General features: G+C 61.2%; 21 protein-coding genes. 7 read left to right on the plus strand and 14 right to left on the minus strand.

Annotated features, from left to right (window positions below):
- Positions 1-21: 21 nt before the first annotated feature.
- Positions 22-2,193: a bifunctional diguanylate cyclase/phosphodiesterase gene (locus tag KHP60_RS12165; RefSeq protein WP_213564429.1), complete on the minus strand. Its 2,172-nt coding sequence runs from the start codon at positions 2,191-2,193 to the stop codon at positions 22-24.
- A gap of 538 nt (positions 2,194-2,731) precedes the next feature.
- On the opposite strand from KHP60_RS12165, the gene KHP60_RS12170 reads away from it, so the two are divergent.
- Positions 2,732-3,703, plus strand: a complete 972-nt coding sequence (locus KHP60_RS12170; RefSeq protein WP_213564436.1) for a crotonase/enoyl-CoA hydratase family protein — start codon at positions 2,732-2,734, stop codon at positions 3,701-3,703.
- A gap of 30 nt (positions 3,704-3,733) precedes the next feature.
- Here the strand turns inward: KHP60_RS12170 and KHP60_RS12175 are convergent, their stop codons facing one another.
- On the minus strand, positions 3,734-3,961 hold the full coding sequence (locus KHP60_RS12175; protein ID WP_213564437.1) for a hypothetical protein: 228 nt from the start codon (positions 3,959-3,961) through the stop codon (positions 3,734-3,736).
- Between the two features lie 71 nt (positions 3,962-4,032).
- On the opposite strand from KHP60_RS12175, the gene KHP60_RS12180 reads away from it, so the two are divergent.
- Entirely contained in the window at positions 4,033-4,920 is an 888-nt protein-coding gene (locus KHP60_RS12180) for a LysR substrate-binding domain-containing protein (protein WP_213564438.1), read from the plus strand.
- 115 nt (positions 4,921-5,035) lie between these two features.
- Here KHP60_RS12180 and KHP60_RS12185 read toward each other — a convergent pair whose 3' ends face one another.
- The 3 genes from KHP60_RS12185 to KHP60_RS12195 all read right to left on the minus strand — a co-directional run bounded on the left by KHP60_RS12185 (position 5,036) and on the right by KHP60_RS12195 (position 8,086).
- Positions 5,036-5,473 (minus strand): DoxX family protein, encoded by a 438-nt coding sequence (locus KHP60_RS12185; RefSeq protein WP_213564440.1) that lies wholly within the window; start codon positions 5,471-5,473, stop codon positions 5,036-5,038.
- A gap of 174 nt (positions 5,474-5,647) precedes the next feature.
- Complete coding sequence (locus KHP60_RS12190) at positions 5,648-6,667, minus strand: aldo/keto reductase (RefSeq protein WP_213564442.1); 1,020 nt, start codon at positions 6,665-6,667, stop codon at positions 5,648-5,650.
- A 78-nt stretch (positions 6,668-6,745) separates the two neighbouring features.
- Positions 6,746-8,086 (minus strand): NAD(P)H-dependent oxidoreductase, encoded by a 1,341-nt coding sequence (locus tag KHP60_RS12195; protein WP_213564443.1) that lies wholly within the window; start codon positions 8,084-8,086, stop codon positions 6,746-6,748.
- Between the two features lie 202 nt (positions 8,087-8,288).
- Here KHP60_RS12195 and KHP60_RS12200 point away from each other — a divergent pair, with 202 nt between their 5' ends.
- Positions 8,289-9,413, plus strand: coding sequence for a kelch repeat-containing protein (locus KHP60_RS12200; RefSeq protein WP_213564444.1), 1,125 nt, complete (start codon positions 8,289-8,291; stop codon positions 9,411-9,413).
- Between the two features lie 7 nt (positions 9,414-9,420).
- On the opposite strand, the gene KHP60_RS12205 is transcribed toward KHP60_RS12200, so the two are convergent.
- From KHP60_RS12205 to KHP60_RS12240, 8 genes are all read right to left on the minus strand, one after another.
- A complete protein-coding gene (locus tag KHP60_RS12205; RefSeq protein WP_213564446.1) occupies positions 9,421-10,407 on the minus strand; it encodes a ketopantoate reductase family protein in 987 nt (328 codons plus the stop codon).
- 99 nt (positions 10,408-10,506) lie between these two features.
- Positions 10,507-11,151 carry a ThuA domain-containing protein gene (locus KHP60_RS12210; protein ID WP_213564448.1) on the minus strand — a complete coding sequence of 215 codons (645 nt, stop codon included), beginning with the start codon at positions 11,149-11,151 and terminating at the stop codon, positions 10,507-10,509.
- Between the two features lie 30 nt (positions 11,152-11,181).
- Positions 11,182-12,357: a Gfo/Idh/MocA family protein gene (locus tag KHP60_RS12215; protein WP_213564450.1), complete on the minus strand. Its 1,176-nt coding sequence runs from the start codon at positions 12,355-12,357 to the stop codon at positions 11,182-11,184.
- A 5-nt stretch (positions 12,358-12,362) separates the two neighbouring features.
- On the minus strand, positions 12,363-13,130 hold the full coding sequence (locus KHP60_RS12220) for a sugar phosphate isomerase/epimerase (protein ID WP_213564452.1): 768 nt from the start codon (positions 13,128-13,130) through the stop codon (positions 12,363-12,365).
- A gap of 70 nt (positions 13,131-13,200) precedes the next feature.
- Positions 13,201-14,280 (minus strand): ABC transporter ATP-binding protein, encoded by a 1,080-nt coding sequence (locus tag KHP60_RS12225; protein ID WP_213564454.1) that lies wholly within the window; start codon positions 14,278-14,280, stop codon positions 13,201-13,203.
- Positions 14,281-14,283: 3 nt separating this feature from the next.
- Positions 14,284-15,168, minus strand: a complete 885-nt coding sequence (locus tag KHP60_RS12230) for a carbohydrate ABC transporter permease (protein ID WP_213564456.1) — start codon at positions 15,166-15,168, stop codon at positions 14,284-14,286.
- Entirely contained in the window at positions 15,165-16,037 is an 873-nt protein-coding gene (locus tag KHP60_RS12235; protein ID WP_213564529.1) for a carbohydrate ABC transporter permease, read from the minus strand. Before KHP60_RS12235 ends, KHP60_RS12230 begins: the two co-directional genes overlap by 4 nt.
- Positions 16,038-16,179: 142 nt before the next feature.
- Complete coding sequence (locus KHP60_RS12240) at positions 16,180-17,418, minus strand: ABC transporter substrate-binding protein (protein WP_213564458.1); 1,239 nt, start codon at positions 17,416-17,418, stop codon at positions 16,180-16,182.
- A 181-nt stretch (positions 17,419-17,599) separates the two neighbouring features.
- Here KHP60_RS12240 and KHP60_RS12245 point away from each other — a divergent pair, with 181 nt between their 5' ends.
- The 3 genes from KHP60_RS12245 (at position 17,600) to KHP60_RS12255 (ending at position 21,341) form a co-directional block, all read left to right on the plus strand.
- Positions 17,600-18,646 carry a LacI family DNA-binding transcriptional regulator gene (locus tag KHP60_RS12245; RefSeq protein ID WP_213564459.1) on the plus strand — a complete coding sequence of 349 codons (1,047 nt, stop codon included), beginning with the start codon at positions 17,600-17,602 and terminating at the stop codon, positions 18,644-18,646.
- Between the two features lie 44 nt (positions 18,647-18,690).
- Entirely contained in the window at positions 18,691-19,692 is a 1,002-nt protein-coding gene (locus tag KHP60_RS12250) for a Gfo/Idh/MocA family protein (RefSeq protein WP_213564460.1), read from the plus strand.
- A 191-nt stretch (positions 19,693-19,883) separates the two neighbouring features.
- Positions 19,884-21,341 carry a phosphomannomutase gene (locus tag KHP60_RS12255; RefSeq protein WP_213564461.1) on the plus strand — a complete coding sequence of 486 codons (1,458 nt, stop codon included), beginning with the start codon at positions 19,884-19,886 and terminating at the stop codon, positions 21,339-21,341.
- 353 nt (positions 21,342-21,694) lie between these two features.
- On the opposite strand, the gene KHP60_RS12260 is transcribed toward KHP60_RS12255, so the two are convergent.
- On the minus strand, positions 21,695-22,603 hold the full coding sequence (locus tag KHP60_RS12260; RefSeq protein WP_213564462.1) for a calcium-binding protein: 909 nt from the start codon (positions 22,601-22,603) through the stop codon (positions 21,695-21,697).
- An 806-nt stretch (positions 22,604-23,409) separates the two neighbouring features.
- Between KHP60_RS12260 and KHP60_RS12265 the strand changes: the two genes are divergently transcribed.
- Positions 23,410-24,180, plus strand: coding sequence for an FkbM family methyltransferase (locus KHP60_RS12265; protein WP_213564463.1), 771 nt, complete (start codon positions 23,410-23,412; stop codon positions 24,178-24,180).
- Positions 24,181-24,370 lie beyond the last annotated feature (190 nt).

Here is a 24,370-nt window from a genome sequence, read left to right on the forward strand (position 1 = left end):
ACCGGGCCAGGAGGTTCGCAATCACCGAGCGCGCGCCTTCCGGAGAGGGATGTCCGGATTCGGGAGCAGATAGCTCGGACGTTCCTTGAGCAGTCCGGCGAATATGTCCGACGGCACCGGCCGACTGAACAGATAGCCTTGTGCCTCGTCGCAGGAATGGTTGAGCAGGCAGGCAAGCTGAGATTGCGTCTCGACGCCCTCTGCGACGACTTTCAGTTCGAGGCTCTCCGCCATCGAAATGATGGCCCTGACGATGGCTTCGTCACGGGTCCCGTCCGAGAGGCTGGACACGAACGAACGGTCGATTTTCAACGTATCGACCTCGAAGTTTTTCAGATAGCTGAGCGAGGAGTAGCCCACACCGAAATCGTCGATCGCGATCCGAACCCCCAGCTTCTTGAGCTCGCGCAGGATCAGTTTGGTTCTTTCGACATCCTTGAGAAGGCTGCCTTCGGTGAGCTCGAGCTCGAGGTATTCCGGCCTCAGACCGGTTGCCTGCAGGGTCTCCGCAACGAGTTGGACGATGTCTTGGCGCAGGAATTGCACCGGCGACAGGTTCACGGCGATCTGCAACGGGGCATGTCCCAGGGCGTGCCATGACGCTGCCTGGGCGCAGGCTTTTCTAAGAACCCAGGCACCGATCTCATTGATCAGGCCCGTCTCCTCGGCGATATCGATGAAGACATGAGGCGACGTGATGCCGAAATCGGGTCTGATCCAACGCAGGAGGGCCTCCGCCCCCACGATCGCTCCCGTGGCCAGATCGACCTGAGGCTGGTAGTGCAGAACGAACTGCTCCTGCGAGATGGCCTTCAGAAGATCCGCTTCCAGGCTGATGGTGTTCAACGAGATGCTTTCCATCTCCTGGGAGTAGAAGCGGACCGTGTTCCTTCCTTCGGCCTTGGCTTGATACATCGCCAGATCGGCGTATCTGAGGAGCTTCTCCACGTCCCGTCCATCGCCCGGAGACATGGCTATCCCGATGGTACAACCGAGCCGCAGCTCATTCCCATCCAGAAGGAACGGAGCCGACAGGCTGTCTATGATCTGTCGCGCGAGCTCTTCGGCATCCTGTGCGGCATTGATATTCGTCTGCAACACCACAAACTCGTCACCGGACATCCTTGCGATGAGATGGGTGCTGGGCACACAGCCGACGAGGCGACCTGTCACCTGCTGAAGGATGCGGTCGCCGCCCGCATGGCCAAGGGCATCATTGACCGACTTGAACCGGTCGAGATCGATCAGGAACAACGCGAACTGACCTCGCTCACTGTCGATCTCCTGCTGAACTCTTTCGTAGAGCATCCTGCGGTTGGGCAGATCGGTCAGAGTGTCATGCAAGCCGATATGCCGGAGTGTATTCTCCGCTTGTTTCCTCTCGGTGATGTCGATCGATGTGGTGAGAACACCCGTCACACCGCCTGTCAGTTCACGCAGGGACGTTTTGGTCGTCAGGAAGGCCCGCTCGGAGCCGTTGCCGTCAGGGATCCGCTCCTCGAAGCTGGAAGATGCCCGCTGCTTCCCCAGAATGGCTTTGTGAATACGTTCGCCATGTCCCACATTGTCGCTTCGAAGCACGGCATGCAGGGGCCGTCCCAGGAGGGATTCGGGAGACATGTTGGCGAATTCGGCAAAGTAGGCGTTGACGAACAGGATGCGGTTCTCTTCGTCAGTTGCGCTGATCATTGCCGGAACGGTGTCGATGACCTGCGTCAGTGCCTCCCGGCTGCTGCGAACCAGTTCCTCTTGAGACCGCTCGCTGATGCGAAGTTGCTGCTCAAGGGCCAATGCGCGACTTTTGATGAACTGCTGCTGCCTTTGCAGCTTGAGAAGATTGCGTGCCCGTGTCGTGAATTCATAATGGTCGACCGGCGATCTGAGGAAGTCCGTCGCGCCCGCCTCGAGAGCCTGAAGCCGGAAGGCTCTGTCGTCGTAGGCCGTGATGACAATGATCGGGACATCGGCACCATTGACGCTGTTCCTGGCCCGCCTGGTGAACTCGGCACCGTCCATGCCCGGCATTCGGAAGTCGGTGATGATCAAGTCGGGGCAGTTCCCACCGAGCCAGGCAAGGGCCTCATCGGGCGACGCGGACGCGTGTACCTCCGCACCTTCCTCGATCGCTTGCGCCAAGCGAGAGAAGATGTTGCGGTTCGTGCTTCTGTCATCGACGATCAGAATGCGCGCCATGTCTTGCCCCCCGGCATCCCTGGCCAATGAGATAGGTCTATCCCTGAATATGATTCCCTATCGATTCAAGGGACGATCTGTTTGATGGTGGTCATTCGGTCGGCCATGGGATCTGTACTCGCGCTTGCTTGGTTCTCAATCCTCTGCCGAGGCCGGTAGGCTGATCCAGGGGCAGCAAACCCGTAGTTGATCGTCATTTCACTGACTAGACTACGCTGAGCTCACACTGAACGAGCAATTTATACCACAATAACGTTGGGTCATGTGGCGGTCGATGCTGGCTTCTTCAGGTATTGGTTAATCCAGGGTTATCGCTTCAGCACGACAAACACAGAATAACCTCGCCGGTCGAGTTCAAAAGCGCCGACAAGGCTCCTACCATTAACCAAGATACTTACCAAACGGCACGGGCGGCTACACAGGCCGTCGTTAATCGATCATTATCCATAGGAAAGGACGCCTGTCGTAACCACGGCGTCCTCAACCTCGGCGAGATGACGCTCGCCGTGTCCAAATTTCTCTATGATGGAGAGTGTTGATGCCGACCCCCTCGGCCAAAGTCGCTGGCCCTGTCCGCGACGAGGCCCAAAATGTCGATTACGAGGTCGCTTCGCCTCCTGTACGTCCGTCCCAGAAGCCGAATCCGGCGCCATCGGGTGGCAGTGCGACAAACCTTCTCCTGCCCCATATCGACGTCAAGATCGACTTTGAGCAGAGGATCTATTGGGCAGCCATGCGGTCGAGCCGGCACCCGATGATCACGATGGAACTGCTCCAGGACATGATGTGCGTACAAGAATCCGTTCGCGTGATCATGGAGGAGGGAAACCGCGAGCAGCATCAGCACCTCGAGTACTTTGTCGCGGGATCCCAGACGCCTGGCGTTTATAATTTCGGCGGGAATTTGGCTTATTTCGCGGATTGCATCCGCCGCCGGGATCGTGAGGGCCTGCGGGAGTACGCCTATGCCTGCATCGACGTGGTCTATGGGAATGCCATGGCATTCCACACACCCGTGATCACGATCGCGCTGGTTCAAGGTGATGCGCTCGGCGGCGGGTTCGAATGCGCGCTCTCCTTCGATGTCCTCATCGCGGAAAAAAGCGCCAAGATGGGTCTGCCGGAGGTTCTGTTCAACCTCTTCCCGGGAATGGGAGCGTACAGCTTCCTCTCCCGCAAGATCGGCACAGCCGCGGCCGAGAAGCTCATCATGAGCGGCACGGTCTATACGGCGGAGGAACTGCATCGGCTCGGCGTCGTCGACATTCTCGCGGATGACGGCCAGGGTGAGAACGCAGTCAGGGACTATATTGCCCGCAACAGGCGCAAGCATAATGCCCATAAGGCCATGTACCGGTCCAAACGGCGCATCAATCCGCTCACCTACGAGGAATTGCGGGATATCGTCGATATCTGGCTGGATGCGGCCATGGAACTGGGAGAGCAGGATCTGCGCAAGATGACCCGTCTTGTGGAAGCTCAAGGACGCCGCTTCGACAAAGGAAGCTGAGAGGAGCTGCCATGGATCTTCCTTTCCGTGTCAACCGCCGCAAGCTTCCCGGCCGGCTGACGCGACCGGTCTTCCAGTCAGGGTGGGGCCACGTTCCACCGAGGCCCGGCCTCGGTCGAACGGCAGATCTGCCAACTGCTCAGGGGTCATGCGCTGCAGGGCCGGATGCGACAAAGGATCATCGCTGCAATCGTCGAGGTCCTGCCTCCGGGAATAGCCGCCGAGAAGCCGCTTTGCGAAGATGAGGAGGTTTGCCATCTCTGCATGATGCCTTACCTCTTTGCCTGAAGGGGATGGAATTTATCTGCAGAGGATTATAGAAAAACTATATGAGGAACTTGAGCCGCTTCCATCTCAACGGGCTGCGGGCCGTCGAGGCGGCAGGGCGGCTGGGCACGTTGCGGGCGGCTGCCGACGAACTCGGCGTGACCATTGGGGCCGTCAGCCAGCAGATCCTGAGGGCCGAGGAGCAGATCGGACGGCCGCTGTTCGAGCGCCTGCCGAAGGGCCTGAGGCCGACCCCGTTCGGCCAGGATATCCTGAAGTACCTGAGTGCCGGATTTACGGAGATTTCGGCCGGGCTGGCCCTCGCCGAACGGCGCCGCGACGATGTGCTGACGGTATCCGTCGCGCCTGTCTTCGCGAGCAAGTGGCTGGTTTGGCGCCTGCAGCGGTTCCACGACCTTTTTCCAGATATCCGGATCCGCATCGATGCGGATGTGGCGCTGGTCGATCCGGACACGTCCGATGTGGACGTCTGCATCCGGGTCGGCTGGGGCAACTGGCCTCACGTGAAGGCGGAGCGGCTGATCGACCAGCTGATCTTCCCCGTCTGCAGTCCGCGGCTCGCCGAACGCCTGCGAAAGCCGGCGGATCTGGCCACCGTACCTATCATCCGAGAACCGACGCCCATGTTCGGCTGGGATGCGTGGCTCGGTCCGAATGGTCTCGACGAGTCGATCCTGGGCGGCGGGCCGGTCTTTTCCGATGCGTCGCTCTGCCTGGATGCGGCCGTCGCAGGGCAGGGCGTTTTCCTGGCGTGGGAAACCCTGGCCGGAGATGCCATGTCCTTCGGACGCCTGTCGGCACCGTTTCCGGACCGCTATTCCACTGGCATCGCCTATTGGTTCGTCACCTCCGGAACGCTCCCGCGGACGCGGGCGGTGGCAGCCTTCCACGATTGGTTGAAGGGCGAACTGGCCAGCATGGAGACCTGATGGTGTGGGGTCCTGTGGCTCGGCATGGCGGGCGCGTGCCTGAAGCTGCTCATCCGGCAAAGGAATGAGCGGCCGCGCGGATCGTGCACGGCCGCTCCGGGTTTCCGCCCAAACGTTAACCGACTCGGGGGCGGAGCGGAGCGGCCGAGCCGAGACCGAAGGTAAAGGGCTTCACGGCGAACGCACCATCGCCGATCAAGACATGAGCAAAAGCTACAAGGGCCAGAAAGGCCGGATATTCCCAGCCGCCATTGGGAGCATTGAACACCCAGCCGTTGGGAGCATGCACGAGGAGAGCGCCCAAAAGAACCGGCAGGAGCACGACCGACACCGCGCGGCCGTAGAAGCCCAGCAGGATCGCAACGCCGCCGATCAGTTCGGCGAGGATGATCGGCCACGCCAGGGATGCCGGAAAGCCGACCTGCGTGAGAAAGCCCGCAAAGCCTGGAACCGTGAACACGGCGATCTTCAGATAGGCATGGGCGATGAACATGATGCCAAGGGCCGCACGCAGGGCGAAAGCACCATAGGGAGCAAGGCGGGTATCGATCATGGTTTTGTCTCCAGGACCCCGGTGGTCCGTGTGCCAAGAACCTGATCTCTCCATTCATGCAAGGCAATGGATCTGTTCGCAGTGTTTGCCTTGCATGAATGCAATATACCCCGCTTCATGAGCTGGCCCGGTATGCTCCGGATCTTTCGCTCAAGACCCGTGCCGAACGACGATCTAGTCGGATATAGATGTCCGTACAGACCGTCCTTCAACTGGATAGGCGGGGTCGTTGTATCCGGGCGTGGAGGGATGCCCGGTTGCGACGAGGCTGTCGACGAGCTCTTCGTCCTCGACCGTGAAGCGATAGTCGAGGGATTTCAGGTAATCGTCCCACTGTTCCTCCGTGCGCGGACCCGCGATCACGGACGTGACGAAGCGATTGTTCAGGACCCACCCCACCGCGAACTGGCCTGCGGTGATTCCACGAGCCTCGGCGTGGCGCTTGATATCCTGTGCGATCTTGAGGGATTCCGGACGCCATTCGGTCTGCATCATCCGGCTGTCCTGCCGGCCGGCCCGGCTCGCCTCCGGCGGTGGAGCGTCGGGGCTGTACTTGCCCGTGAGGACGCCCCGGGCGAGGGGAGAATAGGGCACGACGCCGAGGCCATAGTAATCACAGGCCGGCAGGTGCTCGACCTCAGGCATCCGGTTCATGGCGTTGTAATAGGGCTGGCTCACCACCGGGCGATCGATGCCAAGATCGTCGCAGAGGCGGCAGATCTCGGTCACGCGCCACGCCCGATGGTTCGAGACGCCGAAATACCTGATCTTGCCTTGACGCACGAGATCTCCCATGGCGCGCACCGTCTCCGGCAGAGGCGTCGCATGATCCTCCTTGTGGACGTAGTAAATGTCGATCCATTCCGTCCCGAGGCGTCGCAGGCTCGCCTCCGCGGCCTCCATGATGCGCCGCCGCGAGAGGCCGCGCTCGTTAGGGCCTTGCCCGGTCGGGTTGGCGACCTTGGTGGCGAGCACCCAATGGGAGCGATGAGAGTTGACCACACGTCCGGTGATCTCTTCGGACCGGCCTTCGTTGTAGACGTCGGCCGTGTCGATGAAGTTCACACCCGCTTCGTGCGCCTTTGCGATGATGCGCCCAGAGAGTGCTTCGTCCGTTGGGCCACCGAACATCATTGTTCCAAGGCAGATCGGCGAGACCTTGAGGCCAGAGCGGCCTAAGTTGCGGTAATCCATGCAAAGCTCCATCATCGGTGGTCGTCGGAAGATAGGGTGCTTGTCCGGCATCTCTATGGGTGAGGGCCAGGAGTCCGCTCATGGTCTGACCTGCGGGTCGGTTCCATGTTCATGACTGCCATAGCGGCTGCACATCTCTCGCCTGATTTGAACGGCCAACCGGCTGGGGTCCAGATCCACGTCATCTTCCGTGACCTCAGAACCTGCGGCGACATCTCGAGTCAGGCGGACACCGTGCGCAAGGCCTACAGGCAGCATGCGTCGAGCCTTGCTGCGAGCCGCAGGGGCCAGCCGCCCATAGACGGTATAGCCGCCCTCGCCATCGAGGCTTTCTCCTGTCTTCAAATCACGCTTCGCAACCGCAACCGCATCGCCGCGCCATGATCGGCAGGAGCCCGTCGGTTCGCCGCGCAGGGCAGCGCTCAGGACCGAGATCGACAATTCGAGCCCGATCAGATGAAAGGGCTTGTACATGGCCGCATAGCGGCCCGTTGGATCCGTGGGAAGACCGTACTGCTTGAAGCAGGCTGCCGCATAATCGTTGGGAGCTTTCAGCACCACATAGACGCCCCAGCGCAGATCCCGGAATACCGGCCTGCCGTCGCGTTCGAGCGAGGACACCACCTCCACCATGCCATCACGGTCGAGTTGGCCGCCGACGGCACGCGGGCGCAGGATATGCGCGAGATCGTCGACGCCGCAAGGCGGGAAGAGCAATCCCTCTTCCGGTACGTCGAGGTCGCAGGCATTCGCGATGGCAGCCATCTCAATGGCGGATTTGGTGCCGTCGAGGAAGGAATTGAACATCTGCGGATTCATGCCTGCTGCTTTTGCCTGCTCCGGCGTCAGGCCGTAATGCGTCCAGACCTCGTCTGGGGTGACTGTATGATAGGCGGGAAGGTATTTCGTTCCCTTGCCCGCTGCAGCGACCGTGAATCCTGCAGCACGGGCCCAGTCCACCATCTCGGACACGAGTGCCGGCTGGTCGCCATAGGCCATCGAGTAGACGATCCCGCGCTCTCGTGCCTTTTCGGCGAGGAGGGGGCCTGCCAATACGTCCGCCTCCACATTGACCATGACGATGTGCCGGCCGGCCTCGATGGCCGCCAGTGCATGCCTGATTCCCGCTTCGGGATGACCGGTTGCTTCGATCACCACCTCCACATCGCCCGCAGAGCTGGCCTCCGTTCCGTCGGCGGAGAAGCGCGTGCCTGCAATCCTCTCCTCATCCCAACCCACGGTCCGGCAGGCCTCGCGCGCACGGTCCGGATCGAGGTCGGCGATCATGGCAACCTCGAACCCTGCGATGGTCGGCACCTGGGCAAGAAACATAGAGCCGAACTTGCCGGCGCCGATAAGTGCCACCCGGACGGGGCGGCCTGCCTCGCGTCGTTGGCGGAGCAGTACTGACAGGTTCATGGCGTCTTGCCTCCGGTGCTTCGTTTCTTCGTCCGGTCAGGCTCGAAGCTGCACAGGCGCGAGTCAATGGGCTTCATCGTACGGTGCAGGTGCAAAATCTCCGGCTCCGGTCTCAGAAACTTGATCGGATATGCGATGTGCTCGCTTGTCATGGCGGTGGCCCTTCGCAAGTATCTGCGGGAGACATTTCGCGAGGTCGGGCATGGATCGCCGCCACTTCATCGCACTCGCAGGACTGACCGTTCTGGGAGCCTCCCGCGTGTCCGCCCAGCATGCAGGGCATGGCGCGCCGCTGCCCGAGGCTGCACCCTCTCCGGAGCCGTATGCCCGCCTGCAGGGAGGGGTGCCGCATCATCTGACGCCCGAGCAGGAGGCGCAGCGCGTGATCGACAGCCCGGCTCCGGCCGGCCCGCAGGGACGATGGGTCTCCCGTGCGGCATTGCCCATTCCGCGCAGCGAGATGGCCTGGGCCACGGTTTTGAACGATCGCATGCATATCATCGGCGGCTATGGGGAGGGGCGGGTCGACCGTGCCTATCACCACGTCTACGACCCGGCTTCGGATCGATGGTTCAAAGCCGCTCCGCTGCCGCGCGGCGCCAATCATGTGGCCGTCGCGACCGATGCCGGACGCGTCTTTGCCCTCGGCGGCTTCATTGAGCAGAATCGCAATCCCGACCACAACGCCTATGTCTACGATTCAGCGGCGGATCGGTGGTCGCCGATTGCGCCGCTGCCACGGCCCCGCGGTGCTGCGGCCGCCGTCGTGCTCGATGGCAGGATCCATCTGATCGGCGGCGCCTCCCTACCAGTTGCCGAGAGGGCCAGTGTCGGCTGGCACGAGATCTACGATCCGCAGGCCGATCGCTGGACGCAGGCGAAAGCCTTGCCCGGCGCGCGGGATCATGTGGGCTGCGTCTCGCATAACGGTGTCATCCACGTCGTCGGCGGACGCTTCAACACCTTCGAGTACAACACCAACCTGCATCACGTGTATCTGCCGGCCAAGGATACGTGGGAGGAGCGGGCGCCGCTCCCGACGTCCCGTTCGGGGCATGGGCTGGTGGTCTATCGCAGCCGGCTGTTCGCCATGGGCGGCGAGGCGGGGCGCATTGAGCAGGGAAGACCGATCCAAGCCAAGGTGTTCGGGCAGATGGAAAGCTACGATCCCGCCGCCGATACTTGGCAGCACCACGCGCCGATGCCGACGCCACGGCACGCGGTCGGAGCCACGGTGATCGGAGACTGGATCTATGTGGCCGGAGGCGGTGCGGTTCTGGGAGGATCGATCCAGTCGGCCGTGCACGAAGCCTTCACGCTCGGCTGATAGGTTATCACCCCGACATTGCACCAAGGACCTGCAGCTCCGCCTCGGCCTGGGCAACCGAGACCGCTCCGGGCTTGAGCCCTTCCCGCGCCATACGGGCTCCCAGTTCCGCGAAGTAGGTATTCGCAGGGGCCGGTACGCCGTAAAGCCGAGCCAGCAGCACGATCTCGCCGTTGAGGTAATCCGTCTCGATCGAACCGCCGCCGCGCGTAAGGCTCTGCGTCGTCGAGCTGCCCAGGCGGTCGATTCCGGCGATCGGCTTCTGGTTCATCAATTGTGCCCTGCGAGCGTCGGCTGCACCCACATCCAGCCACGCGACGCCGGCCGCCTTGTAGGTGGCCTCCGCCTCAGCCCGGAGCAGCGCTTCCAGATGCCGGTAATCGGCATCCAAGCCGAACGCCGCCTGCAGGATGTTGCTCAGGTTGAGAAGCAGCTTTCCGTACTTGCTCCGCATCACGTCCTGTGAAACAAAAGCCGCGACATTGGCCGCCTCGAGAGCGTTCGCGAGCTTGGTATCGTGATCATTGCTGCCGCCGGGATAGCGCCCGACGTCGAAGATGCCATGACGCGGCACGGAAAAGGCGCTGACCTCGCCGGGTGCCGAGATGGCAGCCGGCATCATGACCGTCACGCCGTGGACTTCAGGAAAGTAGCGCAGGGCAAGGCGCTCATTTGTCACGCCATTCTGAACGCAGAAGAGGGCCTGCCCGATGACGCCAGCAGCGCGCAGCCTATCCAGCGCGGCAAGCGTGTCCTGGGTTTTCATCGTCAGCAGGATGGCATCGTCCGGGCGAAAGTCGATCTCGGTGGGGTCCGATACGCAGGGAAGATGCACGCGTTCGGTCTTCTCCGGAGTGCGCAGGAGCAGTCCATCGGACTGGATAGCCTTGAGGTGGGCGCCGCGAGCAATGCCGATCACCTCTTGTCCCGAGAGCGCCAGGGCCGCAGCCACCGTCCCACCAATTGCTCCGACGCCATAGACAATGATCCGCATGATGCTCCTCGCGTGAATGCTGGATGGGAAAGAAAAACGCGTCCACATCCTTAATCGCGATATCGCGCGTCTTCCAGCGTTTCGAACAGGGCGGTGGTATCAGTCCGGCGCCGCCCACACCATTCCGCGCCTCAGGATGGTGCGCATCTCGGGCACGTCGAACTCCTTCGCCACATGCCCGAGCGAACTGTAGAACACACGGCCCTGGCCGTGGCGGCGCTTCCAGACGACCGGCATGACGACGCCTTCGATCCAAGGGGCGTGCTCGCCGGAGAATGTGGTCGTGGCGAGAACCTCATTCGAGGGGTCCACATGCATGTAGTACTGTTCGGAATGATAATCAAAGTCGTGGATGCCTTGCATCACCGGGTCGTCCGGCCGGGTGACGGTCACGCGATAGTCTATGATGTTGCCGGGATGGGCCACCCATTGGCCGCCGCACATGAACTGATATTCGACCGCCTCGCGGAAGGCATCGCCCATTCCGCCGTGAAAGCCGGCCAAGCCGGTGCCGTCACGAACGGCTCGGGAAAGGTTGGCGACCTCGTCCTTCTCGATCTTCGACATGGTGTAGATCGGCACGATGAGACTCATCGTGGAGAGCTGAGGGCTGCCAAAGGCGCGGGTCGAGTCTTCAAGATGAACCTGGAAACCCTCGTCCCGCAGCATGTCGGCGACGATCGCGGCGCATTGCTCCGGCTCGTGGCCTTGCCAGCCGCCCCACACGATAAGTGCTTCTCGCATCGTTCGTTCTTTCTGTCGCTTCGATCGATGTCAGGCGGCGGACGCCGTCTGCGGCAGGCCCTTCCAGAGGATCGCCGCGTCGGCATCTTCAAGAATGGCCGGCCGTTCAAGGCTTGTCGTGATCGCCCGAGGCTGCCCGGTCGCCGCTCCTTCGAGGATGCTGTGCATCACCTCGAGAACGTGCAGGCCCAGGCGACCGCTGGAGCGGTGCGGGGTCCCGTTCAGAACAGCGCTGGCGAGGTCTGCGAGGCCGAGTGCGCGATAATTCGCCTTGTTCGGAACATCGGGAGCCCAATTGGGCGAGCGCCAGTTGGGAGATCCCAGCGGCATCTCGCCCGAATCGACGGCGCGCCAATCGCCGCCGCGCTCGGTGATCTCCACATGGCCTCCGAAGAAATTCGGGTCCGGCACCCGCAGCGATCCTTCCGAGCCGTAGATCTCGATGGCCGGATGGCTGTGCTTCCACACGTCCCAGCTCATGCAGAAGGTGACCTGCGCGCCGGAGGCGAATTCGAGCAGGGACATCACGTGGGTCGGCGTTTCGACCGCGATCCGGTGACCTTTGCGCGGTGATTCGGACGTCACGATGCGCTCGGGAAACCCGATCCTCGACATGGCGAAGACGCGCCGGACAGGGCCGATCAGGTTGACGAGGGTGCTCAGGTAATACGGCGCCATGTCGAGGATCGGGCCCCCGCCGGGTTTGAAGAAGAATTCCGGGTCCGGATGCCAGTGCTCCATGCCGTGCGACATGAGGAACGCCGTGCCGGACAGAATGTGCCCGATCTTGCCATCGTCGACGAGGTTGCGGGCCAGGCGCCCGCCGGCGCCGAGGAAGGTATCCGGGGCGCTGCCGAGGTGAAGGCCGCGGGCTTCCGCCTTGTCCACGAGCCTGCGTCCCTGCTCGAAATCGACCGCGAGGGGCTTTTCCGAGAAGACGTGCTTGCCAGCGCTCAGTGCCGCGAGCGACACGCCGAAATGGGCAGCCGGGACAGTGAGGTTGACCACGAGGTCGATATCCTCGCGGGCGAGAAGCTCATCGACGGACAGGGCCTCGATGCCGTGGCGGCTCGCCTGCGCCTGCGCCACCTCCGGCTTCATGTCCGCGCAGGCGCGAAGGGTGAGGCCGCGATATGCGGGGATGTTCTGGAGATAGATGCCCGAGATGTTGCCGCATCCGATGATGCCGACGTTGAGGGAGTTCATGATCCTTAGTCCTCGATTGTGCGCAGGTAGGCGAAGCTGTTGCGGGCCGTCTGAGCCGGGTTTGCCGGCTTGTCGTGCTCGACCACCATCCATTCGGCGCCAGCCTCGCGGCAGACGCGCCAGAGGTCGCGCCAGTTCAGGGTGCCCGCACCGACATCGGCCCAGCCGTCCTGATCTTCGTTCTGTCCTTCTGGCGCGATGTCCTTCACGTGTGCGGCCGTGACCCTGCTGCGGTAGCGGTCGATCCATTCCTTGGGATCGGCATTGCCGCGCACGAGCCAGGCCACGTCGACCTGCCAGGTGAGGTGGCTCGAACCGGCGGCCTCGAAGATCAGCTCGAGCGCGGTCTTCGCCCCGTCCTTTGGCTTCAGCTCCCAATGGTGGTTGTGATAGCCGAGACGGATTCCCTTCTGCTGGAAGCGCTCTGCGATCTGCCCGAGGTCACGGCCGAGAGAACGCCAGCCATCGGCCGCCATGTCGCGATCTTCGGGCGGAACGGCCGGCATGTAGAGATGTGTGAGGCCGAGCGTGTTGCAGGCGTCCACGATCGCATCGGGCTTCTCGCGCAGAGCCGCCATGCTGACATGGCTGGACGAGGCCCGGAGGCTCCGCGCATCGAGCTTCGCGCGGACCTCCGCTGCCTTGTCGAGATGGGAGCCGACGGTTTCCACATAGCGGTAGCCGGCGTCAGCGACCGTATCGAGAATCAGATCGAGATCCTCCAGGGATCTCAGTGTGTAGAGTTGAATGGAAAGAATATCCGTGACGCTCATGGGATCCTCAAGGTTCTTGACGGCAGGCACGACAGACCGTGCGGCGAGGTTTGTCGCGATAATGGTGCGGTTACAGGCGTTCGCCGGATTCGGCCGAAAAGAGCGAGACCTCCGTGGAGGTGAGGTGAAGCGTCAGGTTCTCGCCTGGTGCGGCCTTGCGGCTGCCGCTGGTGCGCACCTGGACCGAGCCGCCGCCGTCGCTGCACCAGATCACGGTGTCGGCGCCCATCGGTTCCACAATGTCGACCTTGAAGCCTGGCCAAATGCCATTACCCGCAATCTCAAGATGCTCCGGACGAACGCCAAGCACGACCTCCTGCCCGGCAGACGGTGTGGTGGCAAAGGGGTACCCGGCGAGCGACAGACGGCGATCACCGGCAAGAAAGCTCAAGCCCTCTCCGGTATTCTCGAGCCGGCCCTTGATGAAGTTCATCTGCGGCGAGCCGACGAATCCTGCGACGAACAGGTTGGCTGGGCGGTGATAGATCTCGTCGGGGGTGCCGATCTGCTGGATCTTCTGCTCCTTCATGACCACGATCCGGTCGGCGAGCGTCATGGCTTCGATCTGATCGTGGGTGACGTAGACCATCGTGGTCTTCCCGAGCCGGGCATGCAGCCGCTTGATCTCGACCCGGAGTTCGTTCCGCAGCTTGGCATCCAGGTTGGAAAGCGGCTCGTCGAACAGGAAGACGGCGGCGTCGCGCACCAGGGCACGACCGATCGCGACACGCTGGCGCTGGCCGCCGGATAGCTGATCAGGGCGCCGGTTGAGGAGGGGCGTGATCTGCAAGAGTTCCGCCGCTCTGGCGACGCGCTTCTCGATCTCGGGCTTCGGGGTCTTCGCCATTTTCAGGCCGAAGGACATGTTCTCCCGCACACTCATGCGCGGGTACAGGGCGTAGGACTGGAACACCATGGCGATGCCACGGTCCTTGGGCTCCTCCCAGGTGACATTCTTGCCGTTGATCCAGATCTGCCCCTCAGCCACGTCGAGCAGGCCTGCGATGGCATTGAGCAGGGTGGACTTGCCGCAGCCCGAAGGACCGAGCAGCACGATGAACTCGCCTTCCTGAATATCGAGGGAGAGGCCATCGAAGACATGGACTGCTTCGAAAGCCACGCTTACATCACGCACGGAAACGGTCGACATGCCTTATCCCTTCACAGCGCCGGCGGCGATGCCGCGGACGAACCACCGACCGGACACGAAATAGACGACGAGCGGAACGAGCGCGGCGAGCATGGTGGCTGCCATGTCGACATTGTAGGCGCGCTCGCCCTGCGTCGAGTTCACGATGTTGTTGAGCTGCACGGTCATGGGCAGGTTCTGGCGGCCGGCGAAAGTGAGCCCGAAGATGAAATCGTTCCAGATGCCGGTGACCTGCAGGATCGCCGCGACCACGATGATGGGCGTCGACATGGGCAGGATGACGCGGAAGAAGATCGACCAGAACCCGCCACCGTCGATGCGCGCCGCCTTGAACAGCTCGAGCGGCAGACCCGCATAATAGTTGCGGAACAGGAGCGTCATGGTGGGCAGGCCGAAGATCACATGCACGAGGACGATGCAGAGCAGTGAATTGTAAACCCCGGTCAGCGAGAAGATGCGCACCAGGGGATAGAGAAAGACCTGGTAGGGGATGAAGGCGCCGAGCAGCAGGATGCCGAACATGACGTTGGCGCCTTTGACGCGCCAGAACGACAGGGCGTAGCCGTTGACGGCGCCTGCAATGATCGAGAGGATCACTGAAGGGATGAGGATCCGCACAGAATTCCAGAAGCCAACGCTGATGCCGTTGCACTCGAGCCCGGTGCAGGCCGAAGACCAAGCTTTGATCCAGGCATCGAAGGTCATGGCGGCCGGCAAGGCGAGGATGTTGCCGAGCCGGATCTCCTCCATGGGCTTGAGCGAGGTCACGATCATGATCCAGAGCGGCAGCAGGAAGAACAGGGCCGACGTCGCCAGGAAGGCATAGACGCCGATGCGACCAATGGTGAGGCGGCGGGGGCGGCGGCCCTGCGGCTCGGCAGCGCTCATGCATGACTCCCTTGCGGACGGACGTAGCGAACATAGACCCACGGTGCCAGCACGATCACGACTGTGATCAGCATGATCGTCGCGGCGGCCGTTCCGAGGCCGATGTTGTTGCGCTCGAACAGGTGATCCATGACGAACTTCGCCGGCACTTCGGTGGCGATGCCCGGACCGCCGAGGGTCATGGCGACCACGAGGTCGTAGAGCTTCACGACGCCGGTCGCGAGCAGCACGACTGCCGTGACCACCATCGGCCGGAGCAGAGGGAGAACGACGGAGGTATAGACGCGCCATGTCGGGATGCCGTCGATCTTGGCCGCCTTCCAAAGATCCTTGTCCACGCCGCGCAGGCCGGCGAGCAGGATAGCCATGGTGAGGCCGGAGCCGTGCCAGAGGCCCGCGATGACAATGGTGTAGATCGCCATCCTCTGGTTCACGATCCAGTCGAAGGTGAAGGTTTCGAAACCCATGTCGCGCACGAGCTTCTGCAGGCCGAGGCCAGGATTGAGGAACCATTGCCACGCGACGCCGGTGACAACGAACGACATCGAGAACGGGTAGAGAAAGATGGTGCGGAAAATACCTTCGCCACGTACGTTCTGGTCGATGAACACGGCGAGCAGGAAGCCGATGATGAGGCAGCCGGAGATGAACAGGGAGCCGAAAATGAAAATGTTCTCGGCCGACGTCACGAAGCGGTCATTGGCGAAGAGGCGGGTGTATTGCGTCACGCCGAACCAGTCGAGCTTGGGCAGGAGGGTCGAGCTCGTAAACGAAAGCCGCACGGTCCAGAGCATGCAGCCAATATAGACCACGAGAACGATGAGCGCGGTCGGCAGGAGGGCAATGGCCGCGGGCAGGCGTGTCCGCATGCGGCGTCGGGTCTTCGTGGCGCTCGGGCTGACACTGGGAGCGCGGATCGAGATGGTTTCCACCAGACAGGCTCCATTGAGAGTGGTTCAAAACCCGGCAAGGGTGGGTACCTCACCCCGCTTCAACGGGGCGAGGCAGGCCTCAGGTTGCGTCCCGCATGGCATTGGTCACCTTCTCGATGAAGGTATCGACCGTCATGGTCGGCGTGTTCCAGTATTGCGTGACCGCATCTTGGATAGCGCCTTGGAAGTTTGGTGTGGTGAGCATTTCCATCGACTCGACCTGATTGGCGGGATCCTTCAGCACCGCACTGGATCTCTGGGCACAGATGTCCATGGAGGAGACATCCACATCCATGCGCACCGGGATCGAGCCCTTCTTCATGTTGAAGGCGAGCTGGGTCGCCGGGTCGAGAAGGACTTCGATCAGCTTGTCCTGGGTCGCAAGCGCTGCCTTGTCCTTGGTCGTCGGGAAGACGAACACGTCGCCGCCGATCACTTCCTTCGGGCTGTCGCCCACGAGGGTGCAGCCGTATTCCTTGCCGGGCGTCTGGCCCGCCGCCGTGAACTCGCCCTTGGCCCAATCGCCATTGAAGTGCATGGCCGCCTTGTTGGTGATCACGAGGGCGGTGGCGTCGTTCCAGTTGCGCCCGGGGCTGCCGGGGTCGACGAGGCCGCGCATCTTGCCGAAGAGCTCGACGGATTGCTTGAACTTCGGGTCCTTGAGCACGTCCGGCTTACGGACACCGTAGAACTGACGGAACATGTCGGCGCCGCCAGTGCCGACGAGCACGGCCCGGAACAGGTTGTGTTCCCAGGTCGGCTGGCCGCCGAGGGCGATCGGGATGACGCCTTTGGCCTTGAGCTTTTCTCCGGTCTCGATCAGTTCAGGGAAAGTCTTCGGCGGCTGAAGGCCTGCATCGGCGAAGATCTTGGTGTTGTAGAACATCCAGTTCTGGCCGTGAATATTGACCGGAACCGCATAGAATTTGCCATTGCGCACAGTCGCATCGACGATGGGCTTCGGCATGATCTCGCGCCACTTGCCGGCTTTCGCCTGTGCATCCACGTCGCGCAAGAGATCATTGCTGACCAGTTCATCGAATTGCTTGCCGGTATTGAACTGCATCATGGTTGGGGGATTGCCGCCCACCATCCGGTTGATGCCGGCCGTACGGGCGTTGACGCCACCCGCAATGGCATTGTCGACCCAGGTTCCGCCGGCCTTCGTGAACTGATCGGCGAACACTCGTACAGAGGCGGATTCACCAGCCGACGTCCACCAATGCAGAACCTCGGCCTTCTGCTGTGCGAATGCTCCAGTGCTGCAGACAAGGGCAACAGAAAGGGTATACGCGGAAACGCGTGTCTTCATACTCATGGCTTCCTCCCAGAAGCGTTTATCGACTTTTGTAATCGATTACATCTTGAGATATAGGTTGTATGCGCTTTTTAGATTAGTCAAGACACTAGTTGAGGTAAGTTGTTTCTTATGAGAGAAGGTAACATATCTTGCTGAGGGGCCAGAGGTAACCTGCATGAGCCGGAAAAGGTGGCGCTCCGTGAAGGACATACGCATCGCCGATGTGGCTCGACTTGCCGGGGTATCGACGGCGACCGTCAGTCGCGTTCTGTCCGAACCGGGGAAGGTGAGGCAGAAAACGCACGACCTTGTGATGGAGGCGGTGCGACGCAGCGGCTACATACCCAACAGCACGGCTCAAAAGCTGCGCACCCGTCGCACCATGAACGTGCTGGTGGTGGCGCCACGGCTGACCAACCCGGTCTTTGCCGAGATTCTCCGCGGCGTCGACGATGAGTTGACGCAGTCGGGCTACGGAATCATCATCGGCAATCTGGACAACCGCAGGGAGCGCGAGGCGCGCTATGTCGATCTCGCCCTGTCGCGCCAAGTGGATGGTGTTCTTCTGCTGACGGGTTATATTCCCGAGAATGGCAGCCGCGATATGCGGGAGTCCGGGCTTCCGATCGTTGCCATGTGTGCTGCCATCGATGATGACAAGATCCCGAAGGTGGTCGTTCAGGATCGTGAGGCCGCCCAGAAGGCTGTGGAATATCTCACCCAGCTCGGGCATCGCAGATTCGGCTACATTTCCGGTACGGCAAGTTCGATCATCGAGCACGAGCGGTTTCGGGGCTTCCTGGAGGGAATCGCTGCTGCCGGCTTCAGCCGGGACGACTTCGTGCGTTGGGAGGGGTCTTTCGTGTTCTCGACCGGCGTTGCCGCTGCCGAATCCTTCCTGAAGATGAAGGATCGCCCTACCGGAATTTTCGCCGCCTGCGATGAGAGTGCCATCGGCTTCATCAAACGCGTCCGGAGGGAGCGAATCCGCGTTCCGCAGGATGTTTCGGTCATCGGATTCGACGGAATCGAATTCGCCGATTACACCGAACCGACGCTCACCACGTTCCGGCAGCCCTTGCATGAACTGGGGCGCGTAGGCGCCGACGTTCTCATGAAGCTGATCCGGAAAGACATGAAGCCTGAAGATTGGAATGTCCGGCTGCCGCTGACCCTCCTGGAGCGCGAGACGACCGGGCCGGTTCTGCATAAGGATTACAAATCCCTGCGGCGATCCACGATTTGAGATTGCAGCACCATCGACAGCTCGCGAAACTTGAGGAGAACGCCATGCAGCCGGTTCGTTGGGGAATCCTGAGCACCGCAAAGATTGGCCGGATCAAGGTTGTTCCGGGCATGATGAAAAGCCCACTCTGCGATGTGGCTGCCGTTGCATCGCGAGACGAAGCATCCGCTCGTGCCATGGCCGGGGAGCTCGGCATCGCCAAAGCCTATGGCTCCTATGAAGCGTTGCTCGCCGATCCTGAGATCGAGGCGATCTATAATCCGCTCCCGAATCATCTGCATGTGCCCATGACCCTGGCGGCTGCCGCTGCCGGCAAGCACGTGCTGTGCGAGAAGCCCATTGCCATCACGGCCGATGAGGCGGAGCAACTCAGGCAGGCCGGGTCTCAGGTGCTGATTGCAGAGGCCTTCATGGTCCGCCACCATCCGCAATGGCAGCGTGCCCGTGAGCTGATCCGAAGCGGAGAGATCGGCGACCTGCGCTCCATCCAGGTCATTTTTTCATACTTCAATGCCGATCCGGGCAATATCCGCAACAATGCCGATATTGGCGGGGGAGGGCTCCTGGACATCGGCTGCTATGCGGTCGTTGCCGGGCGGTATTTCTTCGATGCCGAGCCGGTTCGTGTCGTCACGCTCATGGATCGCGATCCGGCCTTCGGCGTTGACCGGACCACCAGTGCCCTGATGGATTTTGGTGCCGGGCGGCAGTTGGCCTTCACGGTTTCGACCCAGTCCGCGCCCTATCAGCGGATCCAGATCCTCGGAACGAAGGGGCGGATCGAGATCGAAATTCCCTTCAATGCACCGCCCGACAGCCCGACCCGCCTCTTCGTCGACGACGGCAGCATGCATGGCACTCGTTCCGCCCGAGCCATCGACTTTCCTGTGGTGGACCAATATCGCCTTCAGGGGGAGGCTTTCAGCCGGGTGATCAGAGGCGCAGCACCTCTCGATTATGGTTTGGAGGACGCTGTCCTGAATATGCGCATCCTGGATGCCTTGCAACGCTCGGAGGCTTCCTCTGCATGGGAGAAAGTTAGCTGAGGCGACCGCAGAGCAGATACTAGGGGCATGCTCCGGCGTAGGTTAACAAGCCTGCCTCACGATGTGCATGCATGATAGGGCGTCGGAGTTATCGACCTGAGCTCGAAATTTTCCTCAAGAGCGGATATATGAGCGCTGCGGGTTCGGCCACGCCGCCCGGAACCCTCGCGAGAGCATATAGGCAGATCAAGATGGACCTGAATTCAGAAACCACACCCTCGTCCCTGAAGTTTGGCACGAGCGGATTGCGAGGCCTTGTGGTGGAGCTGAATGGCGCGCCGGCTTTTGCCTATACCCGCGCCTTTGCCGAAATGCTCAAGGAGGACGGCTCGGCGGCGGCGGCGCGGAATATCGTGCTGGTCGGGCGAGATCTGCGCGAGAGCAGCCCGAGCATTGCCCAGCTCTGCTGTGCGGCCCTGCAGGAATCAGGGCTCATCCCGCTCGATTGCGGTGCTCTTCCGACGCCGGCGCTTGCCTATCATGGCATGCGGTTCGGCATCCCGGCCATCATGGTCACCGGAAGCCACATCCCGGAAGATCGCAATGGGCTGAAATTCTACAGGGCTCATGGGGAGATCGACAAAAAGGACGAGGCGAGCATCCTTGCCTGGCATACCACGTTGGGAATCGCAGCCGTTCCGGAGACGGCCCGCGCCGTCCGCGCGGGAACGCCTGATGTCGATCTGATCGCCGCCTACAAGGCCCGTTACCGGGAGTTCTTTGGGGCAGGGGTACTGTCTGGCCTGACGGTCGGGGTTTACCAGCATTCATCCGTGGCGCGGGATGTTATCGTCGAGATGCTCGAAGCTCTGGGCGCTCGGGCGGTACCGCTCGGCCGGGCCATGAGCTTTATCCCGGTCGACACCGAGGCCCTGCGCGAGGAGGACGGGGCTCTGGCACGGCAATGGGCCGGCGAGCAGACGCTCGATGCGATCGTCTCGACCGATGGCGATGCGGACCGCCCCCTGATTTCGGATGCAAGCGGCGCCTTCCTGCGCGGCGACCTTGTCGGGGCGATTACGGCCAGGTCTCTGGGCGCGGATGCGATCGTCACGCCCGTGACCTCCAACTCCGCCCTGGAGGCGTCCGGCGCCTTCAGAACCGTCCTTCGCACCCGGGTCGGCTCACCCTACGTCATCGCAGGCATGGCCGAGGCCTCCAACTCTGGAGCGCAGGCAATTGTCGGGTTTGAAGCCAATGGCGGCGTGCTGCTCGGCTCCGACATCGTGCGTGAGGACCGCCGGCTCGCAGCCCTTCCCACACGGGATGCGATGTTGCCCATCCTCTGCGCTCTCAATGAGATCGTCGCCCAGGGCAAGCCTCTCGCTGACATCGGCGCCGCGTTCGCCTTCAAGGCGGCCGCCAGCAATCGGCTCCAGGACGTGGCGACGGACAAAAGCGCAGCCTTCGTGTCCCGGTTGCAGCAGGATGAGGCATTCCTGTCCGACCTGATGGCCCCCTTGGAGGGAGTGGCCGGGGTCAATTCCCGCGACGGATTACGGATCATGGCGAAGAACGGTGAAGTTGTGCACTTCCGCCCGTCCGGCAATGCACCGGAGCTGCGCGTCTATGTGGAGGCGGTGACAGAGGAGCGGGCTACGGATCTTCTCGAATGGGGACTGGCTGTCGCGCAGCAGCAGGTAAGCTGAGCCCCCCAGTGGCGATTGCAACCTTCTGATGCCCGCCGACGGGATTGCGAAAGCGCTGTCTTCACGACTGTCAGAGAGGACCTTCACGTCATTTTCCCGAGATCGAGGCGGAAGACCGATGCTCATCTCTTGGATGACCTAAGTGTTTGGTTGCGGAACGTTGTTGGGGCCGAGAAGAGGTAACTGTCATAGCGAGCGTTATGCCGTTATCGGCGGTGCAATGCCCTCAGTCCTAGGATTGCCGCTGGTGCCGTGATCGTGTCGGCGAAAATGACCGTCCAGATGTAAGGGCGACCCTTGATTAAGAGCCGCCCTGAGAGTTCCGCTAGTCAAACGAATTGAGCGCTGGTCAATTAGACTACAAACCAGTCGTCATTGACCGGACGCGTTCCGCTCACCCGGATGACGGCTTCCGCATCCGCATCAGCGTCTGTATTGAGAGCAATCAGAGTCTCGCCACCACTTGTTGACCAATTGATCTGCCCTGCCGCTGTAAAGTTTGCCGTTCCAACGAATGTGAACGCCTGATTACCAGCAGCCGTCTCATTGGCATCAATCAGGTTGAGGAAGACGCGGTCCCCTTGCCCTAGCCTGAAATCGCTAATGAGATCGGCAGTATCTGCGGTTGCTCCAGTGTCCGTGATGTTGCTGAAAACGAAAGCATCCCCGCCAAGGCCGCCTGCCAGAATATCCTCTCCTGCTCCGCCGATGAGGGTGTCTCTGCCTGAGTCACCAAATACGGTGTCATCACCAGCATTCCCGTAGAGGCGATCGTTTCCAAGATCCCCATCTACGAGGTCATCGCCGTTATCACCAAAAATGACATCATTGTCGTCACCACCAGTAACGAGATCATCGCCATCGTCGCCGTGGATACGGTCCCTGCCGGCCTCGCCAACGAAAAAGTCGTTTCCGGCACCTCCAAAAAGCGTGTCGTTGCCGGGGTTGCCCGCCGCGTAGTCATTACCGCTGTCGCCGTAGATTACGTCGTTTCCAGCCTCGCCGATAAGCTGATCATCGCCTTCCTCACCGAAGATCTGGTCGTTGTCGAGACCGCCCGCGATGTAGTCGATGGCATTGCCACCGAAGATGACATCGCTCCCGGACTGGCCATCGATCCGGTCAAACCCATCACCACCGAAGATCCTGTCCGATCCGAGTAGGCCAAGTATGACGTCATCGCCAGCATTTCCGTTTATGAGGTCGCCGCCATTGGTCCCGAGCAGTCGATCAAGCCCGTCAGATCCGTTGATAGTTGCCATGGATTGTTACCTCGCCTTATTTCCGAATTCATACCCCATAGGCATCGTGGCCCTGCGCGGAATACGTAGGTCGGTAGTGGCCAAATCGTATTCAGCCAAGGTTTATAGCTTGAACCGGAAACATACCCAGGTTGTGAGCGAGTTATTGCTAAGTTTAACCAGGAGTTTGCTTCCGAGGATCATAAAACAAGCTGCCCTGACATTTGTTCCGCTGCTATATTTGGGAGATCTAACCACTAGGCTGAGGCCCATCAGGTTCAGGGTTTGCTGAGATCGACCGTAAGCCCCTTTCGACGATGGAGGAGATAGCGACGATGCCGACAGTGCTCTCCAGCCTACGGTGGAACCTAGATGCCATGGGAGACGAGCCCTGGAAGGCAAAGCCAAGGTGAGGACTGATAGCTAAAGACTGGAACGAGGAAACCCGGACCCAATGGTGGTATGGCTGGTTCCCAAGGGGCAGGAGGCTGTCAGCCGCTTGCTGGAGATGGCGACTTAGGCTCTGCAAGGTGCATACACAGGGTAGGTCCAAGCTGATAAGTGTGGCTGTTGTCCTGGTATCGAGGTTTCGGCTGAGCCGCGATCCTTAGCAAACCAAGCCATCAGACATAGGCGGGATATCGATGGTGCTATCCAGAATTCGAAGAGCCTTGGCGAGGGCCATGTGGCCGGATCCCACAGCAAGATTAGAGGAAGCGGTTCGACGCGAGATTGCGGCTCTTCGGACGGAGCTGGTCTCGGGCCGTCATCCAGCCAGATTAATCCCACCCCGTGAACTGCTGGCGCTTCCACGGGAGACCGCAGAAATGCTCTCCCGTGAGCGCGTCCGTCCGCTGTACCTCGGGAACCATCGCGCCCTGTCCACAATGCTCGCTCGCTACAAGTTCTTCACTGATACCCGGGATATCGGCTTTGCAACTCACCTGCTTACCGACGGGTACTGGGAGATGTGGCTGACACAGTTCATGGCCAGGACGATCAAGGAAGGTATGCTTGTCTTGGACGTTGGTGCGAACTTCGGCTACTACTCTGTTCTGATGGCTGATTTGGTCGGCCCCAAGGGCAAGGTGGTTGCCATTGAGCCGAACCCCCATGTGGCCCGGTCTGCTGAAGCATCACTCTCGATTAATGGCTTTCGGGACCGTAGCACCGTGATCCAGGCCGCAGTGTCCGATCAACCTGGAACCGTGATGCTCCACGTTCCTCGCACTGAGCCGAAAAACGCAATGATTGTGCCAGAAGGCTTTTCATCGCCGGATGCCGATGTCATCCCGGTTCCAGCCGTCACCTTGGATGAAGCCTGCCGTGATCAGAAGGTGAGCTTCATCAAGATCGATGCTGAAGGAGGCGAGTACAATATCTTCAAAGGTATGCAGACGATCCTAAAGCGAGATCGACCGAAGATAATCCTTGAATTCAACGCGAACCGAGCCCATGCCGAGCTGCTCTTGCAGATGGTGCTCGGAGCGTACCGAAACTTAAGGTACCTCGGGTTTGATGGCGATGTTCACGACGTCACCCCCGAACGCGTCATGTCCGAGAACGTCGGTGAGGACTGGCTCTTGTTCTTGGAATGAACGACGTTATGGGGCTCACGGCTTGAAAGTTGGTGGCAGTTCTTCTGCCCCAGTGGTCCCAGCTTGATTAAGCCGGGAGTGGACAGGCGCTCCCACGTTGACTTCGAGTGCTCTCGCAATCGGAGGCCTGCCCACTCACGCTACAACGGAGATGGCTCCGGCTCTAGTCTGATGTCCTTCCGTGGCTCCG

Origin of the sequence: Microvirga sp. 3-52 (genome assembly GCF_018383585.1) — a bacterium.
GTDB lineage: Bacteria > Pseudomonadota > Alphaproteobacteria > Rhizobiales > Beijerinckiaceae > Microvirga.

What these genes read in the sequence shown, in the direction of transcription:
- KHP60_RS12175 (WP_213564437.1), bottom strand. Translation starts at nt 3,961, where the DNA reads ATGGCAAACCTCCTCATCTTCGCAAAGCGGCTTCTCGGCGGCTATTCC.
- KHP60_RS12220 (WP_213564452.1), bottom strand. Translation starts at nt 13,130, where the DNA reads ATGAGCGTCACGGATATTCTTTCCATTCAACTCTACACACTGAGATCC.
- KHP60_RS12190 (WP_213564442.1), bottom strand. Translation starts at nt 6,667, where the DNA reads ATGGATTACCGCAACTTAGGCCGCTCTGGCCTCAAGGTCTCGCCGATC.
- KHP60_RS12265 (WP_213564463.1), top strand. Translation starts at nt 23,410, where the DNA reads ATGCTCTCCCGTGAGCGCGTCCGTCCGCTGTACCTCGGGAACCATCGC.
- KHP60_RS12260 (WP_213564462.1), bottom strand. Translation starts at nt 22,603, where the DNA reads ATGGCAACTATCAACGGATCTGACGGGCTTGATCGACTGCTCGGGACC.
- KHP60_RS12250 (WP_213564460.1), top strand. Translation starts at nt 18,691, where the DNA reads ATGCAGCCGGTTCGTTGGGGAATCCTGAGCACCGCAAAGATTGGCCGG.
- KHP60_RS12240 (WP_213564458.1), bottom strand. Translation starts at nt 17,418, where the DNA reads ATGAGTATGAAGACACGCGTTTCCGCGTATACCCTTTCTGTTGCCCTT.
- KHP60_RS12210 (WP_213564448.1), bottom strand. Translation starts at nt 11,151, where the DNA reads ATGCGAGAAGCACTTATCGTGTGGGGCGGCTGGCAAGGCCACGAGCCG.
- KHP60_RS12185 (WP_213564440.1), bottom strand. Translation starts at nt 5,473, where the DNA reads ATGATCGATACCCGCCTTGCTCCCTATGGTGCTTTCGCCCTGCGTGCG.
- KHP60_RS12205 (WP_213564446.1), bottom strand. Translation starts at nt 10,407, where the DNA reads ATGCGGATCATTGTCTATGGCGTCGGAGCAATTGGTGGGACGGTGGCT.
- KHP60_RS12170 (WP_213564436.1), top strand. Translation starts at nt 2,732, where the DNA reads ATGCCGACCCCCTCGGCCAAAGTCGCTGGCCCTGTCCGCGACGAGGCC.
- KHP60_RS12255 (WP_213564461.1), top strand. Translation starts at nt 19,884, where the DNA reads ATGGACCTGAATTCAGAAACCACACCCTCGTCCCTGAAGTTTGGCACG.
- KHP60_RS12165 (WP_213564429.1), bottom strand. Translation starts at nt 2,193, where the DNA reads ATGGCGCGCATTCTGATCGTCGATGACAGAAGCACGAACCGCAACATC.
- KHP60_RS12180 (WP_213564438.1), top strand. Translation starts at nt 4,033, where the DNA reads ATGAGGAACTTGAGCCGCTTCCATCTCAACGGGCTGCGGGCCGTCGAG.
- KHP60_RS12225 (WP_213564454.1), bottom strand. Translation starts at nt 14,280, where the DNA reads ATGTCGACCGTTTCCGTGCGTGATGTAAGCGTGGCTTTCGAAGCAGTC.
- KHP60_RS12195 (WP_213564443.1), bottom strand. Translation starts at nt 8,086, where the DNA reads ATGAACCTGTCAGTACTGCTCCGCCAACGACGCGAGGCAGGCCGCCCC.
- KHP60_RS12230 (WP_213564456.1), bottom strand. Translation starts at nt 15,168, where the DNA reads ATGAGCGCTGCCGAGCCGCAGGGCCGCCGCCCCCGCCGCCTCACCATT.
- KHP60_RS12215 (WP_213564450.1), bottom strand. Translation starts at nt 12,357, where the DNA reads ATGAACTCCCTCAACGTCGGCATCATCGGATGCGGCAACATCTCGGGC.
- KHP60_RS12200 (WP_213564444.1), top strand. Translation starts at nt 8,289, where the DNA reads ATGGATCGCCGCCACTTCATCGCACTCGCAGGACTGACCGTTCTGGGA.
- KHP60_RS12235 (WP_213564529.1), bottom strand. Translation starts at nt 16,037, where the DNA reads ATGCGGACACGCCTGCCCGCGGCCATTGCCCTCCTGCCGACCGCGCTC.